Source organism: Herbaspirillum sp. WKF16 (genome assembly GCF_028993615.1).
GTDB lineage: Bacteria > Pseudomonadota > Gammaproteobacteria > Burkholderiales > Burkholderiaceae_D > Herbaspirillum.
Genome location: NZ_CP118632.1, coordinates 2,203,448 through 2,219,653, shown reverse-complemented (window position 1 = coordinate 2,219,653; position 16,206 = coordinate 2,203,448). Strand labels below are relative to the sequence as shown.

At 63.1% G+C, this 16,206-nt stretch carries 13 protein-coding genes; 12 read left to right on the top strand and 1 reads right to left on the bottom strand.

Annotation, left to right across the window (positions count from 1 at the left end; translation table 11 throughout):
* Window positions 1-1,835 precede the first annotated feature (1,835 nt).
* The gene (locus Herbaro_RS10190) at window positions 1,836-2,360 is read right to left on the bottom strand and encodes a hypothetical protein (protein WP_275013704.1); all 525 of its coding nucleotides are present in this window, start codon (window positions 2,358-2,360) and stop codon (window positions 1,836-1,838) included.
* 873 nt (window positions 2,361-3,233) lie between these two features.
* Here Herbaro_RS10190 and Herbaro_RS10185 point away from each other — a divergent pair.
* The 12 genes from Herbaro_RS10185 to hpxZ all read left to right on the top strand — a co-directional run bounded on the left by Herbaro_RS10185 (window position 3,234) and on the right by hpxZ (window position 16,206).
* Window positions 3,234-4,082 (top strand): IS3 family transposase, encoded by an 849-nt coding sequence (locus Herbaro_RS10185; protein ID WP_342456510.1) that lies wholly within the window; start codon window positions 3,234-3,236, stop codon window positions 4,080-4,082.
* 843 nt (window positions 4,083-4,925) lie between these two features.
* Window positions 4,926-6,761 carry an allophanate hydrolase gene (gene atzF, locus Herbaro_RS10180; RefSeq protein WP_275013703.1) on the top strand — a complete coding sequence of 612 codons (1,836 nt, stop codon included), beginning with the start codon at window positions 4,926-4,928 and terminating at the stop codon, window positions 6,759-6,761.
* Between the two features lie 52 nt (window positions 6,762-6,813).
* Window positions 6,814-7,836 carry an ABC transporter substrate-binding protein gene (locus tag Herbaro_RS10175; protein ID WP_275013702.1) on the top strand — a complete coding sequence of 341 codons (1,023 nt, stop codon included), beginning with the start codon at window positions 6,814-6,816 and terminating at the stop codon, window positions 7,834-7,836.
* Window positions 7,837-7,843: 7 nt separating this feature from the next.
* A complete protein-coding gene (locus Herbaro_RS10170; RefSeq protein ID WP_275013701.1) occupies window positions 7,844-8,689 on the top strand; it encodes an ABC transporter permease in 846 nt (281 codons plus the stop codon).
* Window positions 8,686-9,543 (top strand): ABC transporter ATP-binding protein, encoded by an 858-nt coding sequence (locus Herbaro_RS10165; RefSeq protein ID WP_275013700.1) that lies wholly within the window; start codon window positions 8,686-8,688, stop codon window positions 9,541-9,543. Before Herbaro_RS10170 ends, Herbaro_RS10165 begins: the two co-directional genes overlap by 4 nt.
* Before the next feature lie 59 nt (window positions 9,544-9,602).
* Window positions 9,603-10,700: a BMP family ABC transporter substrate-binding protein gene (locus Herbaro_RS10160; RefSeq protein ID WP_275013699.1), complete on the top strand. Its 1,098-nt coding sequence runs from the start codon at window positions 9,603-9,605 to the stop codon at window positions 10,698-10,700.
* Between the two features lie 64 nt (window positions 10,701-10,764).
* Window positions 10,765-11,943 (top strand): ABC transporter permease, encoded by a 1,179-nt coding sequence (locus Herbaro_RS10155; protein ID WP_275013698.1) that lies wholly within the window; start codon window positions 10,765-10,767, stop codon window positions 11,941-11,943.
* On the top strand, window positions 11,936-12,856 hold the full coding sequence (locus tag Herbaro_RS10150; RefSeq protein WP_275013697.1) for an ABC transporter permease: 921 nt from the start codon (window positions 11,936-11,938) through the stop codon (window positions 12,854-12,856). Before Herbaro_RS10155 ends, Herbaro_RS10150 begins: the two co-directional genes overlap by 8 nt.
* A 19-nt stretch (window positions 12,857-12,875) precedes the next feature.
* Window positions 12,876-13,571 (top strand): biuret amidohydrolase, encoded by a 696-nt coding sequence (gene biuH, locus Herbaro_RS10145; RefSeq protein WP_275013696.1) that lies wholly within the window; start codon window positions 12,876-12,878, stop codon window positions 13,569-13,571.
* Window positions 13,572-13,583: 12 nt separating this feature from the next.
* On the top strand, window positions 13,584-15,152 hold the full coding sequence (locus tag Herbaro_RS10140; RefSeq protein WP_275013695.1) for an ABC transporter ATP-binding protein: 1,569 nt from the start codon (window positions 13,584-13,586) through the stop codon (window positions 15,150-15,152).
* Window positions 15,149-15,832, top strand: a complete 684-nt coding sequence (locus Herbaro_RS10135) for a cysteine hydrolase family protein (RefSeq protein ID WP_275013694.1) — start codon at window positions 15,149-15,151, stop codon at window positions 15,830-15,832. The genes Herbaro_RS10140 and Herbaro_RS10135 overlap by 4 nt, the downstream gene beginning before the upstream one ends.
* Window positions 15,829-16,206, top strand: a complete 378-nt coding sequence (gene hpxZ / locus Herbaro_RS10130; protein WP_275013693.1) for an oxalurate catabolism protein HpxZ — start codon at window positions 15,829-15,831, stop codon at window positions 16,204-16,206. The genes Herbaro_RS10135 and hpxZ overlap by 4 nt, the downstream gene beginning before the upstream one ends.

The window sequence follows — 16,206 nt, the reverse complement described above, 5'->3', positions numbered from 1 at the left end:
ATAGCTGAATGCCCTGCGCCCCCAGATTGGCTGAGGACTGTATGATGGCTAGGGCATTACCAGACTTCAGCGCATCAGCGAGATTCATTGCTGAAGAAACAGCTCCGAGTCCAGCACCGACTTCTTTCATCGCATCGGAAAACGACCTCAGCTCCGCCGGAATTTGACCACCAGCAGCGAACATTTGGTTCATCATTGAAACGCCAGCAAGAGAGGCGGCAAATGTATTACCAGTCTCAAGTGCCTGTATCAATGACAAAGCGCTCTGAACAGCCCCAAATCCGGCTTGCATTTGCTGGATTTGCTGGCGATCGGTCTCGCTGTAGCCTTTAAGAACCAATTGCGAGCGACCGTCAGCGCCAACCTCGAATCCGTTCTCGTTACTATCGACATAGCGAATTGCACCGTCGCTACTTTTACTCAAATAACCGACCGCTGTCCCATCACTATTGGTGAGCGTGACAGTTCCATCCGACATCTGATGGAAGTCGACATCAGTCAAGCCGAGTTGCGCTAACTGTTGTGTAAACGTGGCTTGCTGGCTCCCGGCAAGGCCGAGGGTAGTGTTTTGTAGTTGCTCACTGATTGACTGATGAGTACCGGAGTATTGATCTCCGGCCAGATCCATACCGCTAATCGGCGAGAGAGGCTCTTGCTCAGTAGCGCTCCCCGCAATTGACTTCCGAATCCGTTGCTCCAGCTCCTCTGAGAAAGGTAGATCTTGCACATTCCCGTCAGCGCCCACTTGCTGGTAGGAAGATGCTTTGTAATTTCCTTCTTTATCAAAAACGGAAACCACTCTTCCGTTGCCTGATACGTGCTCGACCTTATATCCTGTGACCTCGCCATTTTGATCGACGACGTCAGAAACTATACCGTCGCTCCCGTGCAAGACCTCAGCTTGACCTTGAATCTTCAGACGAAGAGCTACCTCTGAAATTTGAGCGTCGTGCGCTCCATCTGAATTTCCAAACGAAATATGCAACGCGTCTTGCCCGGCCCCATCTTGCTGCGATGAATGCTCTTGACTATCTCCTTCATTATTCGGTGGATTTGTGCTTGATGGTATTTGGTCATCTACACTATGCGAAGAATCCGGCACATGCACCGATTCAACAATTCGATTGAGCTCAGCTAATCCTTCAGGATCCGCCATCGCAGACGAAATCGCTGTAACCAAATTCGGATCAGAAAATACTTTGGACTCAGTTACTGCTGCCCAAATCTGGTCTACCTGAAGTTTAAGATCGTCGGGCAGTACTGCGGATGCATAGCCTGCACCTACGGCAATGGCACCTGCAGCCGCTGCAACAGCCAATGCCGTCCCAATGGGAATTGATGCACCGGCGACAACAACGGTTGTCGCACCTGCAGCCAATGCAGTACCTAGCGCGGTAAAAAGGCCGCCAGACACCATACCGGACACATCACCCACCAATGCTGTGAGTGTGTTGTACTGTATAGCACCATCACCGAGCTGGAGAGATGCTTTCTGCATATCTCCGTATAAACTGACACCTCCGCCAACTACCCCTGCATAGCCACTTGCCCTTGATAGGGTGTTAGATGCTGTGACAAATAACGACGTGACTCCACTGCCTAACTGTATTGCACCACCTGTAGCAGTAAGCGCCGCAGCGTCCTTCAAGGAATCAGGAACTCCCGCATCGTTGCCAAAAGCGGCTTTCGCGTCTCCAACGGCGCTGTAAATTCCGCTCCCTTGTCCCGTAATCGTAAGAAACGATGACCATATTGCCGCAACATCTCCCGACTGGCTTGCTTGAATTGCGGCCGTACGCGCCGCTTGCTGCTGCGCGATTAAACCCCATGGAATATTACCGGCCACGATTCCCCCGACCTTGAGTAAGCCCCCCCCATCGGATGAAGCTCAACAATAAACTTAGCGCAAAGAAACCAGCCGCCACCCTGTTTAGCTTATAAAGCCAAGCCTCTTTCTTTAGATTTTTCTCTGCTTTTTCGTACGACAAGACGTTTATATCGTCGATATCAATACGCCACACAGTGACTTCTCCGCCTTGGTGGTGGTGTGTCCATAAATATGCGTACACAACACCTTTTTTGCGCTGCTCTTCTATTAGCGAAAAAATATCCACGCTTTGATTGAATGCATAAGAAGCGACAAGAAAACCTCTTCCATCGCCATCCTTGCGAACAAATCTGACCGCTGCGTTTCTCCCCCTTATTGTCTCGACTTCGAACGGTCCCTCGCGAACTAGCTCTTGTTCGAGAGGACCAGCTTGGTAAAGCTCCTTCCAGGGCTTGCCGGCAAACAGCGCACAGACAAATGCCGTCAGCAAAAGCAATTTAACAATTGATATTTTTTTTATAAACAACTGCATAAGCACTCCACCGCACTATTTAATAGCTTTCCTACCTACCACCGCACTCGCCATGTTGGCGACCAAATTGCTCTCCAAGGAGCCAAGGCCTCAACAGCTAGGTTCACTTTGCGAATAAGAGTTGGATACACGCCCATTTAAAAATCCCGTGAAATGGGAAATATTCCAAACGGCAATTGTATTTCAGTTGTAAATAGATGTAACCAATATTTTCAAAAATCAATTTACATAGTTAATTTTTTATTCATTTATTACTAAAGCCATATCCAGAAATCGCGCAGCGAACTAGCTGACTCATCAATTTTCCGAATATGCCTTGCGAAACTTTAGGTGGTCAAACAGCTGACAACGCGAACCAAGGTGGCCGTTCTAATTGCCGCTCCATGTGATGCAGTCACCCTGCTTAAAACCCAGAAAACAAATCTCTTAATTTTGCGGAGGCATTTAGCCATGAACTGTTGAATTGCATTGAAAACCCACTTTTGGAGTGAACCCCTCGGGCTGGGCCAGGGCATGGAGATGAAGTGATACGCTTGTCGAGCCTTCTCAGGAGGAGCGACATCATGGCATCACGAGGTCACCATAGGCGGCACAGTCCGCAATTCAAGAACAGATCTGCAGCGATATCCGCAGCGGAAAGGTGGGGCGACGAGAGGCGCTCAAGACCCATAACTTGTCAGCGAATCTCATGCAGATGTGGCTTGGGTAGTTTGATCGCGGCGAGCTGGACCAGGAAGACGCCGCTGCAACAACGGTCGCAGAGTATGAAGCCCATATTGCTGCTTTGGAACGGAAGGTCGGCCAGCTGACGATGGAGCTGGATCTCCTTAAAAAAACGCCACGGCTACGACTCGTCAGCAACAACGAGAACTCATCGATTATCAGCGGCCCCAAGCCTGCTCCATCCGACGAGGATGCCAAATGATCGATCTGCCACGTAGCACCTATTATTACCAGTCTAAGCTGGCTACTTTGGCACTCGGTGATACTGAACTGGCGCGTCTGGTAGAGGACATCCACGATGTCTTTCCAGGTTATGGCTATCGTCGAATCACGTTGGAGTTGAGGGCACGCGGGCATGTGGTCAATCACAAGCGCGTAGCCAGGATCATGCGCGAGCACCAGGTGTGCGGCCACCATCGGCGCAGATTCAAGCCAGTCGCCGGCTCTGAAACTAACGTCGCCGTCTTTCCTAATCTCTATCAGAACATCATTCCAACGGAGCCAGATCGTGTCTGGGTTGCCGATATCACCCACATCCGAATAGCATCCGGCTTTATCTACCTGGCCGTTGTTTTGGATGCTTGCAGCCGCAAGGTAATCGGCTACGCTTTATCCAAGCGGATCGACACGCCTTTGGCCCTGGCCGCACTGGCGGCCGCCTACAGAATTCGCAAGCCGGCGCCCGGCACCTGCATTCACCATACGGATCGCGGGTGCCAATATGCCAGCGCTTTGTACCGGGATGCTCTGGCGGAGTTTGGTCTGATAGGATCGATGAGTGCGCCAGCCAATCCGTATCACAACGCGCAGGCGGAGAGCTTCATGAAGACGCTCAAGGTCGAAGAGGTTTATCTGGCCGGCTATGAGAAATTCGACGACGTAGCGGCGAGACTGCCATACTTCATCGAAGAGATTTACAACGAGCGGCGCATGCACTCTGCACTGGGCTATCAATCACCTAACCATTTCGAAGCACAACTCGCTCGGCAAGCGGCTTAGTTTCTCCATCAACCTTGGTCCAGCTAGAGGGGTTCACTCCATAGCTGGGTCAAAATTAGGAATGTAGATTTTTCCCTCATTGCTTGCTGAGGGCAGCTCGGCAGTCATACCACTTCTATATTTCAGTCTCTAAAGTTCAGGAAATCTGTTTCAAGGCAGTTCGTTGTTCACGAAATTTGACCATGGCCCTTCAATTCCAATAGCTTTCAAACCCATATCACTCCACTATCAAGAGAATTATTGGGAGCGGACAAATATGCTGAGATCATGCGCATAACTGATCGACATAATTTTCGGTGTTAAGGAAACGGATGTGGAAAGCCTGAGGCTTGCTTCGAGAACAGGTCCATCGCTAGCGACATCTAGCCCCAAGCGTATGCGGGCAACCAAGAGATCGAACCAGAATCTCTAAAATCGATATATATAGTTAGCTCTCGACTACCAACATCCAGAACATCAACGAGGCACGAGAAGCCGAGCAGGTTCCGTGGCAGCCGATTGCGACCGGGAATTGGGAAGACCGCTGTACCGGGCGCGGATCTATCGTGAGCGGGAATCTGCCTCGACGGTGACGGCACGATTTTTCCGTTCTCAACATTCGCCACCATGCCCCCCCAGAGGGCTGGTTCTTTATTGTGCAGCAGCGCCATCCCACGCCCAAAACAGCGCACACCCGCCCCACTTTACGCCGCACGCGCACGTCTGCGGCGGCACTACCAAAAACAGCATCCCTCACAAAGCCGCCACCAGACTGGATTAGCGTGATCCAGCAACAACCAGAAGGACGCTGGCACGCCTCCTGCTTAAAGATATTCATTCTTGTATTCAAGATTGAATATAACCATGCCAACCACCTCGCCTCTCCGCCACGAACCCGCCCAGGCGCCTGATCGCCTCACCATTTCGGCGCTGCTCGACGATTACCGCAGCGGCGCCGCCACGCCCGGCAAGACGGTTGCCGAGCTGCTCTCGCGCATCGAGGCGTCCGATCGCCATGAGGTGTGGATCAGCCGCGTGCCGGCCAAGCAGTTGAAGCAGCAGGCGGCGGCGCTCGACCTGATGTTGCAGATCAAGGGCGAGGCGGTGTTCGATGCCATGCCGCTGTTCGGCATTCCCTTTGCCGTGAAGGACAACATCGACGTGGCCGATATGCCCACCACCGGGGCCTGCCCTGAGTTCAGCGCGGTGGCCGCGGCCAGCGCCACCGTGGTGCGGCGCCTGCAGGCGGCCGGCGCGCTGCTGGTGGGCAAGACCAATCTCGACCAGTTCGCCACCGGCCTGGTGGGCGTGCGCTCGCCCTACGGCGCGGTGCGCAATTCGATCAAGCCGGAGTATGTCTCCGGCGGTTCCAGCTCAGGTTCCGCCGTCGCCGTGGCGCTGGGCCAGGTGCTGTTTTCACTCGGCACCGACACCGCCGGCTCCGGCCGCGTGCCGGCGGCCTTCAATCACCTGGTCGGGTTGAAACCCACGCGCGGCCTGATCAGCGGGCAAGGCTTGCTGCCGGCCTGCCGCACGCTGGATTGCATCTCCATCTTCGCGCATGACGTCGCCGGCGCCTGGCGCGTGCTGCAAAGCGCGGCCGGTTACGACGATGCGGATTCCTACTCGCGCAAGCCGCCGATGCTGGGCGTGAAGCGCCGCGGCTATCGCATCACCGTGCCCGAGCAGCCGGAGTTCTACGGCGACGCCCTGGCCCAGGAAGCCTACGAGCGCACGCTGGCCAGGATCGCCGCCATGCCAGGCGTGGCCATTGCCAAGATCCCGTTCGAGGCCTTCACCGATGCGGCGCAGCTGCTGTACCAGGGGCCATGGGTCGGCGAGCGCCGCGCCGTGCTGGGCGAGTTCTTTGTCGAACACGCCGCGGACATGGATCCGGTGGTGCGCCAGATCACCGCCCAGGCCGACAACTACGATGCCGTCGACGCCTTCAACGCCCAATACCGCCTGGCCGACCTGAAGCGCGAAGCCGAGACGCTGCTCGAAGGCAGCGACCTGCTGCTGGTGCCTACCACCACTACCTTCCCCACCATCGCCGAGGTCGAGGCCGATCCGGTGGCGCGCAATTCGCAGCTGGGCTACTACACCAACTTCGTCAACCTGATGGATATGGCGGCCCTGGCCATTCCCGGCCTCTGGCGCGACGACGGCCTGCCGGCCGGCGTGACGTTGATCGGGCCGGCCGGTTCCGACCACCGGCTGGCCGAAGCCGGCGCGCAATTTCAATTGCTCCTGGGCGGTGCCGCGCAGGCCGACGACATCGCGACCGCGCCGCTGCCTTTCAACGAGACCACGATCGCGGTCTGCGTGGTCGGCGCCCATCTCTCCGGCCAGCCGCTGAACTGGCAATTGCTGGAGGCCGGCGCACGCCGCGTGGCCGTCACCCGCACGGCCGCGCAGTACCGCCTGTACGCCCTGGCCGACACCACGCCACCCAAGCCGGGGCTGGCGCGCACCTCCGTCGGCGACGGCGCGGCCATCGCGGTGGAAGTGTGGGAAATGCCGCTGCGCCAGTTCGGCGGATTCGTCGCCGCCATTCCGGCGCCGCTGGGCATCGGCACGGTGGAGCTGGCCGACGGCAGCAGCGTCAAGGGCTTCATCTGCGAGCCGGCCGGCATCGCCGGCGCCACGGACATCACCCATCACGGCGGCTGGGCGGCCTACCTGGCGGCGCGCGCCTGAACCTTTTTTTGCAGCATCGCATCACCCCTGACCCCTCACCACGGAGCCGGCAATGAAAAAGATTTCTGAAGCAAGTCCCCCGCACACTGCGAATCCTTCCCGCCGCAGCTTCATCGCCAAGACCGGCGCGGTCGTCGCCACCGCGGCCATCGCCGGCGCGCCGGCCATCCTGCGTGCGCAAAGCGTGCCGATCCGCATCGGCTACTGGCCGGTGGCGGCCGGCCTGCCGTTCTACGCCGCGGTGGAAGCGGGCTATTTCAAGGAAGCCGGGCTGGAGGTGCAGGCCCTGAAATTCGCCGGCGCCCAGCAAGTGATGGAGGCCATGCTCTCCGGCCGCGCCGACGGTTCGGCCAACGGCACCGGCGCGGGCAACCTGGCCATCGGCGAGATCGCCCAGCCGGGCCTGTTCAAGATCTTCGCCACCAACCCCAGCAACGCCAAGTACGTGCTCGATGAATTCCTGGTGCCCAAGGACAGCGCGATCAAATCGATCGCCGAGCTCAAGGGCAAGAAGGTCGCCTCCGGCCCCGGCATCCAGAACGTGACGCTGGCCAAGACGGTGCTGGAACGCGCCGGCGCCACCGGCGCCACGGTGGTGGAACTGCCCATCGGCCAGCACGTGGCTTCGCTGGCGGCCGGCCAGATCGACGCCTGCTACACGCTGGAGCCGACCGGCACGGTGGGCCGCATGAGCAACAGCACCCGCGTGCTGGAAACCGGCGTGATCGCCAAGTACATCCTGGGCGACCCGATGGCGCCATGGCATGGCGGCGCCGCCGCGCTGACCACCGAGTTCATCAAGAAGCATCCGGTCGAGGCGAAGAAATACATCGCCGCCTACGCGCGCGGCATCGAGCTGGTGCGCAGCAATCCCGACAAGGCGCGCACCTACCTCAAGGGCTATACCGCCATCGAAGGTTCGCTCACCAATGAGGTGCCGCTGGCGGCCTACATGCTCTACAACGAGTTCAAGCCCAGCGATATCGCCTACTTCCAGAAGTTCTACGACCTGTTCGTGGAGAAGGGTGTGTTCTCGCAGCGCATCGTGGTGGACAACCTGATCTACAAGGGCTGAGGCCATCATGACCGAGACCGTCGCCGGCGCCCGCGAAGCGGGCCGCGCAAGAGAACCGCAGGCGCGCGCGCCTGCCCGCCCTGCCGTCAAACGCGGCCTGCCTTCGCTGCGCAGGCTGCTACCCTTCATCGGGCCGATCGCGCTGTTCGTGGTGTGGGACCTGGTGGTGCGGGCCGGCTGGATCAAGGCCATCCTGCTGCCGCCGCCGGGCGCCACGCTGATCACCATGGTCAACGGCCTGGCCGGCGGCCCGCTGCTGCTGGACTTCGCGGTGACGGTGGCGCGCACGCTGGAGTCCTTCATCATCGCCGCCGTGGTCGGCGTGCCGCTGGGCGTGCTCCTGGGCAGCAACGAGCGCGCTTACCGCAGCGTCGAGTTCCTGATCGACTTCTTCCGCTCCACGCCCTCCTCTGCGCTGATCCCGTTGTTCCTGCTGATCTTCGGCGTATCCGACATCAACAAGGTGGCCATCGCCGCCTTCGGCGCCTTCCTGATCGTGCTGTTCAACAGCGCCTACGGCGTGCTCAACGCCCGCAAGCAGCGTGTGATGGCGGCCAAGGTCATGGGCGCCTCGCGCTGGCGCATCTTCTGCGACGTGCTGCTGTGGGAGAGCCTGCAAGCCACCTTCGTCGGCCTGCGCAGCGCGGTCTCGATGGCGCTGGTGATCGTGATCGTGGCCGAGATGTTCATCGGATCCGAGAACGGCCTGGGCCACCGCATCATCGATGCCCAGCAGGTCCTCAACGTGCGCGAGATGTACGCCGCCATTCTCTCTGCCGGCGCGCTGGGCTATGTGCTCAACGTGGCCTTCATCGTGATTGAAAAACGTATCGTCCACTGGAGCGGAAGATGAGCGTCGTGATCAGCCCCAAAGTCGAGTTGCCCCCGGAAACCCCGTTCGTTCCCGGGCCGCCCGGCACCCATATCACCATCCGCGGCCTGACCAAGCACTTCGCCGGCTGGCCGCTGTACGAGGACTTCGACCTCGACATCCCCAAGAACAAGATCGTCTCGGTGTTCGGCCCCAACGGCTGCGGCAAATCCACGCTGATCAACATGATCGCCGGCCTGATCCCGGTCGACGCCGGGCAGATCCTGTTCGACGGCAAGTCGCTGGCCGACACCAAGATCGGCTACGTCTTCCAGAACTACCGCGACGCCATGTTCCCGTGGCTGCGCACCATCGACAACATCGCCTACCCGCTCAAGCTGGAAGGCAAATCCAAGGCCGAGATCAAGCGCCGCGTGGACGAGCTGGTGGCGTCCTTCGACGTCAAGTTCGACCTGATGCGCTATCCCTACGAGTTGTCCGGCGGCCAGCAACAGACCGCCTCCATCATGCGCGCGCTGGCGCCGGGGCCGGAGGTGCTGTTCCTGGACGAACCGTTCTCGGCGCTGGATTTCGAGATGACGCTGTTCATCCGCGAGAAGCTGCAGGAAGTCTTCATGCAGACCGGCACCACCATGGTGCTGGTCTCGCACGACCTGGAGGAGGCCGTCTACCTGGCCGATGAAATCCTGCTGCTGACCAAGCGCCCCACCGCCGTGGCCGACATCCTGCGCTACGACGATCCGCGCCCGCGCACGGTGGAGACGCTGTCGCAGCCGGGCTTCATCTCGGCCAAGAAGCTGTCCATGGAAATCTTCCAGCGCGAGGTCCGCAAGCCGGCCCGCATGCAGGCGCCGGGCACGCTGGCGCTGTCCTGATCCCGGGCCCGATTGATCCCTTTCAACCACCACGCACGTCCTCATTGGAGCACAACAACATGAAGAACCGCCGCGATTTCCTGAAACTGTCCGGCGCCGCCGCACTGGGCGCCGCCTTGCCGCTGGACCTGCTGGCGGCAGGCCCGCTGACCGTGGGATTCATCTACGTCGGCGCGCGCGATGACTTCGGCTACAACCAGTCCCATGCGCAGGCCGCCGCCATCATCAAGAAGCTGCCGGGCGTGAAAGTGATCGAGGAAGAGAAGGTGCCCGAGACCGTGGCGGTGCAAAAGACCATGGAGGCCATGATCCAGCAGGACGGCGCGCAACTGATCTTCCCCACGTCCTTCGGCTATTTCGAACCGCACGTGCTGAAGATCGCCGAAAAATATCCCAAGGTGCGCATCGCCCATTGCGGCGGCCTGTGGACCGCCGGCAAGCACCCGATGAACGTGGGCAGCTTCTTCGGCTACATCGAAGAGTGCGAATACCTTTCCGGCGTCGTCGCCGGCCATATGAGCAAGAGCAAGAAGCTGGCCTTCATCGCCGCCAAGCCCATCCCGCAGGTGCTGCGCAACATCAACGCCTTCACGCTGGGAGCGCAGTCGGTCGATCCGGCCATCACCACCCACGTCATCTTCACCGGCGACTGGTCGCTGCCGGTCAAGGAGGCCGAAGCCGCCAACAGCCTGATCGACCAAGGCTGCGACGTCATCACCTGCCACGTGGACGGCCCCAAGGTGATCGTCGAGACGGCCGAGAAGCGCGGCATCATGACCACCGGCTACCACGCCAGCCAGGCGGCGCTGGCGCCCAAGGGCTACCTCACCGGCGCCGAATGGAACTGGGCCACGCCCTACACCGAGATCGTCAAGGCCACGCTGGAAGGCAAGCCGATGATCAACTTCCTGCGCGGCGGCCTGAAGGACAACTTCGTGAAGATGTCGCCCTACGGCGCCTCCGTCAGCGCGGCGGCGAAGAAGAAGGCGGATGACATCAAGGCGCAGATGCTGGCCGGGAAGTTCCAGATCTTCAAGGGTCCGATCAAGGACAACAAGGGCAATACCGTGATCGCCGCCGGCACTACCCAGGTCCAGACCGACGTGGCGCTGGAGAAGATGAACTACCTGGTAGCCGGCGTCGTCGGCCAGGTTTGATCCGCACCGCCAGACGCGGCGCGGCCGACCGCGCCGCCCCGATTTCCTCGCACGGGATATCGCCATGACATCCGTTCCCGCACCGGCCGCCGCACCGGCCGCCGAGCACACCGCAATCGCCGCGCCGCCGCACCTGAAGCTGCGCGCCGCCCTCTTCAACGCCGCCGCGCCGGCGCTGCCCACGCTATTCGCGCTGGCCGGCACGCTGTTGCTGTTCGTGCTGTTCCTGCTGCTGCAAGGACGGCCGGCCGGCGAAGCCTGCCTGCTGATCTACCAGGGCGCGTTCGGCTCCATGTTCGCCTGGCAGAACACCTTGCAGCGCGCCGCGCCCCTGCTGCTGACGGCGCTGTGCGTGGCGCTGCCGGCGCGCGTGGCCTTGATCGTGATCGGCGGCGAAGGCGCGCTGGCGCTGGGCGGGCTGGCGGCGGCGATGATGCCGCAACTGGCCCCGGGCCTGCCCTCGGCGCTCATGCTGGCGCTCATGGCGGCCGCCGCGATGGTCGCCGGCGGCCTGTGGATCGCCCTGTGCGGCGGGCTGCGCCAGTGGCGCGGCGTCAACGAGACGATCTCCAGCCTGCTGCTGTCCTACCTGGCGGTGGCGCTGTTCAAGCACCTGGTCGAAGGCCCGCTGCGCGATCCGGCCAGTCTCAATAAGCCCTCGACCCTGCCGCTGCCCGAGCCTTACCTGGTCGGCTCCATGCCCTGGCTGGACGTGCATTGGGGCCTGGTGTGGGGCGCGCTGGCCTGCGTCGCGGCCTGGGTCTTCCTGCGCCATAGCGTGACCGGCTTCGCCATGGGCATCGCTGGCGGCAACGTGCGCACCGCGCGCCTGGTCGGCTTGCCGGTGAACCGGCTGGTGCTGCTCGCCTGCGCCCTGGGCGGCGCCGCGGCGGGCCTGGCCGGGATGTTCGAGGTCAGCGCCGTGCAAGGCAGCGCCACCAGCGCGCTGCTGGCGGGCTACGGTTTCTCCGGCATCCTGGTGGCCTTTGCGGCGCGCCAGAACCCGCTGGCCATCATCGTCTGCGCGTTGGTGATCGGCGGCGTGGAAGCCAGCGGCAGCCTGCTGCAACGCCGCCTCGACCTGCCCGACGCCACCACCCTAGTGCTGCAAGGCCTGCTGTTTTGCAACCTGCTGGCGTGGGAGGCCGTCACCGGCCGCCTCGCCGCCGTGAAGCTGCGCTGGCAGCTGCAAGCCCGGCCGCCCGTCAGCGTCAACCCCGCCAAGGAACCCGGCCATGCATGACTTCGACTACGCCACCCTGCTGCTGGCCCTGTTCGCCGGCGCAATCCGTGTCGGCACGCCGTTCCTGTTCGTCAGCCTGGGCGAATGCCTGACCGAGAAAGGCGGCCGCGTGAACCTGGGGCTGGAAGGTATCCTGGTATGCGGCGCCATGACCGGCTACGCCGCCGCCTTCTTCACCGGCTCGGCCTGGCTGGGCGTGCTGGCAGCCGGCGGCTCGGGCCTGCTGCTGGGCACGCTGCACGGCCTGGTGTGTTCGCTGCCGCGGGTCAACGACATCGCCTTCGGCATCGCGCTGATGCTGCTGGGCACCGGCCTGGCCTTCTTCCTCGGCAAGCCGTTCATCCAACCGCAGGCGCCGATGCTGCCCTCGATCGATTTCGGCGCCTGGAGCGGCAACCCGCAACTGCACCACGCGCTGCAGATCAATGCGCTGTTCATCGTCGGCGTGGCGCTGGCGGCCGCGCTGCAATGGGGCTTGTCGGCCACGCGCTGGGGGCTGGCGCTGCGGCTGGTGGGCGACCATGCCGAGACCGCCCGCGCGCTGGGCTATCGCCTCAACGCCACGCGCATCGCCGCCACCGCGGCCGGCGGTTTCCTGGCGGCGGTGGGCGGCGCGTATCTCTCGCTGTACTACCCGGGCAGCTGGAACGAAGGGCTCTCCAGCGGCCAGGGCCTGATGGCGGTGGCGCTGGTGATCTTCGCGCGCTGGCAGCCTTGGCGCTGCCTGCTGGCGGCCCTGCTGTTCGGCGCCGCCGGCGCGCTGGGCCCGGCGCTGCAAGCCGTCGGCGTGACCTCCGGCTACTACCTGTTCAACGCCGCCCCCTACGCGTTGACCTTGCTGATCATGATCCTCACCTGCCGTCCCGACCGCACGCTCTCCAGCGCGCCCGGCGAGCTGAGCCTGACACGATAAATCCACCAAGGAGAACCCCATGTCCGAACGCTTCATCCACGCCGAACCCTACCCCTGGCCCTACGACGGCGCGCTCACGCCGGCCAATACCGCGCTCATCGTGATCGACATGCAGACCGACTTCTGCGGCATCGGCGGCTACGTCGACAAGATGGGCTACGACCTGTCGCTCACGCGCGCGCCGATCGAGCCGATCAAGCGCGTCCTGGGCGCCATGCGCGCCGGCGGCTACACCATCATCCACACCCGCGAAGGGCACCGCCCCGACCTCTCCGACCTGCCGGCCAACAAGCGCTGGCGCTCGCGCCGGATCGGCGCCAACGGCGTGGGCATCGGCGACGCCGCCCCTTGCGGCAAGATCCTGGTGCGCGGCGAACCGGGCTGGGAAATCATTCCCGAGCTGGCCCCGGCCGCCGGCGAGGTCGTCATCGACAAGCCGGGCAAGGGTTCGTTCTGCGCCACCGACCTTGAGCTGGTGCTGCACACGCGTGGCATCCGCAACATCGTGCTGACCGGCATCACCACCGACGTCTGCGTGCACACCACCATGCGCGAGGCCAACGACCGCGGCTTCGAGTGCGTGATGCTGGCCGACTGCTGCGGCGCCACCGATCACGGCAACCACCTGGCGGCGCTGTCGATGATCAAGATGCAGGGCGGCGTGTTCGGCGCGGTGTCGGATTCGGCCGCCCTGATCGACGTCATCGGAACATAAGGAGACACGGCCATGCACGCGCTCGAGCTGGAAATCATCGGCGCCGGCAAGTCCTTCGGCGACTTCCGCGCGCTGGACGAGGTGTCGCTCAAGATACGCGCCGGCACCATCCATGCGCTGCTGGGTGAGAACGGCGCCGGCAAGAGCACGCTGGTCAAGGGGCTGGTAGGCTACAGCCCGCTCGACCAGGGCATCGTCATGGCCGACCGCCGCGAGGTCGAGATCCGCGGCGCGCGCGTGCCCAACCAGCTCGGCATCGGCATGGTGTACCAGCACTTCACGCTGGCGCCCAGCCTGACGGTGGCCGAGAACCTGCTGCTGTCGCGCGGCGACCTGCCGTGGCGCATCCGCTGGCGGGACGAACGCGCCGCGCTGCGCGAGTTCATGGCGGCGATGCCGTTCAGGCTGGAGCCCGACCGGGCGGTGAGCGGCTTGTCCGCCGGCGAGAAGCAGAAGCTGGAAATCCTCAAGCAGCTCTACCTGCGCCGGCGCCTGCTGATCCTGGACGAGCCGACCTCGGTGCTCACCCCGCAGGAGGCCGACGAAGTGCTGGGCCTGATGCACGCCCTGACGCGCAAGCAGGAACTCAGCGTGCTGATGATCACGCACAAGTTCCATGAAGTCACCGCCTATGCCGACGACGTCACCGTGTTGCGCCGCGGCCGGCTGGTCGGCGGCGCCCGGGTGGCCGACACCAACCCGGCCGAGCTGGCGCACTGGATGATGGGCCAGGCGCGCGAGGAGAAAGCCGCGGCGCCGCGCGCGGCGGTGCCGGCCGATGCGCAGGACGGGCTGGCCATCGAGGGACTCAACGTCAACAACGACCGGGGCGTGGCGGCGGTGCGCGACCTGTCGCTGCGCGTGCGGCGCGGCGAGATCGTCGGTCTGGCCGGCATCTCCGGCAACGGCCAGAAGGAACTGGTGGAAGCGCTGCTGGGCCAGCGCCGCCGGCTCTCGGGCAGCGTCATGGTGGACGGCGCCGGCTATGGCGCCAGCCGCGAGGAGATGCGCCGCCTGCGCGTGTTCGCCCTGCCCGAGGAGCCGCTGCGCAACGCCTGCATCCCGGGCATGAGCGTGGCCGAGAACATGGCGCTGCGCAATTTCGACGTCGCCCCCTTCAAGCGCGGCGGCTGGCGCGTCGACCGCGGCGCCATGCGGCGCCAGGCGCAGGACCTGATCGCCGCCTTCAACGTCAGGCCGCCGCTGCCCGAGCGCGCCATCGGCACGCTCTCCGGCGGCAATGTGCAGCGCGCGGTGCTGGCGCGCGAACTGGGCGACGCCGCGCGGGACGATGCTGCGAACGTGCTGATCGTGGCCAATCCGGTGTTCGGCCTGGACTTCGCCTCGGTGGCGGACATCCATGCGCGCTTGCTGCAGGCGCGCGCACGCGGCGCCGCCGTGCTGTTGGTGAGCGAAGACCTGGACGAACTGCTGGAACTGTCCGACCGCATCCTGGTGATGGCCGAGGGCCGCATCGTGCATGCCGCCGAGGACGTCGCCGCGCGCGGTGCCGACCGCGCGAGCCTGGGCCGGTGGATGGCCGGCCACGATGAACAGACCCGACAAGCGGAGGCCGCATGAGCAGCGTCGATGCATTTCCCTATCCCTATGATTTCGATGCGCGCACCACCGCGCTGCTGGTGATCGACATGCAGCGCGACTTCGTCGAGGAAGGCGGCTTCGGCAGCGCGCTGGGCAACGACGTGCGCCCGCTGGCGGCCATCGTGCCGACGGTCGCGGCGCTGCTGCGGCTGGCGCGCGGCGCCGGCATGATGGTGGCGCATACGCGCGAATCGCACCTGCCCGACCTGTCCGACTGCCCGCCGGCCAAGCGCCTGCGCGGCAATCCCATCCTCGGCATCGGCGACGCCGGACCGATGGGCCGCATCCTGGTGCGCGGCGAGCCGGGCAACCAGATCCTGGCGGCGCTGGCGCCGGCGCCGGGCGAGAGCGTCATCGACAAGCCCGGCAAAGGCGCCTTCTACGCCACCGACCTGCATGCGCAATTGCAGGCGCGCGGCATCACCCACCTGCTGTTTGCCGGCGTGACCACCGAGGTATGCGTGCAGACCTCGATGCGCGAGGCCAACGACCGCGGCTACGAGTGCCTGCTGGTGGAAGACGCCTGCGCCAGTTATTTCCCCGCGTTCCACGAGGCCACGCTGGCCATGCTGACGGCCCAGGGCGGCATCGTCGGCTGGAAGGCGCCGCTGGCGTCGCTGCAGCGCGCCCTGCCCCTACCCCAAGGAGAAACTCCATGAAGCCGATCAACCTGCCGCACGTGGTGGCCGAGGTCGAGGAGGCCTTCGCCGACTACGAGTACGCGCTGCTCGTCAACGACATCCCGACGCTGGACCGCTGGTTCTGGTACGACCCGCAAACGGTGCGCTACGGCGTGGCCGAGGTGCTGCTGGGCGGCGAGACGATCCGCCAGTACCGCAAGACCTGCGCCCCGGTGCCGGCCTCGCGCAAGCTGCATCGCACCGTTGTCACCACCTTCGGCACCGACTATGCTACGGTCTCGACCGAATTCACCGACCACACTTCGGACCGGATCGGGCGCCAGATGCAAACCTGGGTGCGCATGGATGAAGGCTGGCGCATCGTCGCCGCCCATGTCAGCCTGATGGCCTGA

Coding starts and splice junctions, on each gene's coding strand:
- Herbaro_RS10190 (WP_275013704.1), bottom strand. CDS start 2,360: ATGCAGTTGTTTATAAAAAAAATATCAATTGTTAAATTGCTTTTGCTG.
- atzF (WP_275013703.1), top strand. CDS start 4,926: ATGCCAACCACCTCGCCTCTCCGCCACGAACCCGCCCAGGCGCCTGAT.
- Herbaro_RS10175 (WP_275013702.1), top strand. CDS start 6,814: ATGAAAAAGATTTCTGAAGCAAGTCCCCCGCACACTGCGAATCCTTCC.
- Herbaro_RS10170 (WP_275013701.1), top strand. CDS start 7,844: ATGACCGAGACCGTCGCCGGCGCCCGCGAAGCGGGCCGCGCAAGAGAA.
- Herbaro_RS10165 (WP_275013700.1), top strand. CDS start 8,686: ATGAGCGTCGTGATCAGCCCCAAAGTCGAGTTGCCCCCGGAAACCCCG.
- Herbaro_RS10160 (WP_275013699.1), top strand. CDS start 9,603: ATGAAGAACCGCCGCGATTTCCTGAAACTGTCCGGCGCCGCCGCACTG.
- Herbaro_RS10155 (WP_275013698.1), top strand. CDS start 10,765: ATGACATCCGTTCCCGCACCGGCCGCCGCACCGGCCGCCGAGCACACC.
- Herbaro_RS10150 (WP_275013697.1), top strand. CDS start 11,936: ATGCATGACTTCGACTACGCCACCCTGCTGCTGGCCCTGTTCGCCGGC.
- biuH (WP_275013696.1), top strand. CDS start 12,876: ATGTCCGAACGCTTCATCCACGCCGAACCCTACCCCTGGCCCTACGAC.
- Herbaro_RS10140 (WP_275013695.1), top strand. CDS start 13,584: ATGCACGCGCTCGAGCTGGAAATCATCGGCGCCGGCAAGTCCTTCGGC.
- Herbaro_RS10135 (WP_275013694.1), top strand. CDS start 15,149: ATGAGCAGCGTCGATGCATTTCCCTATCCCTATGATTTCGATGCGCGC.
- hpxZ (WP_275013693.1), top strand. CDS start 15,829: ATGAAGCCGATCAACCTGCCGCACGTGGTGGCCGAGGTCGAGGAGGCC.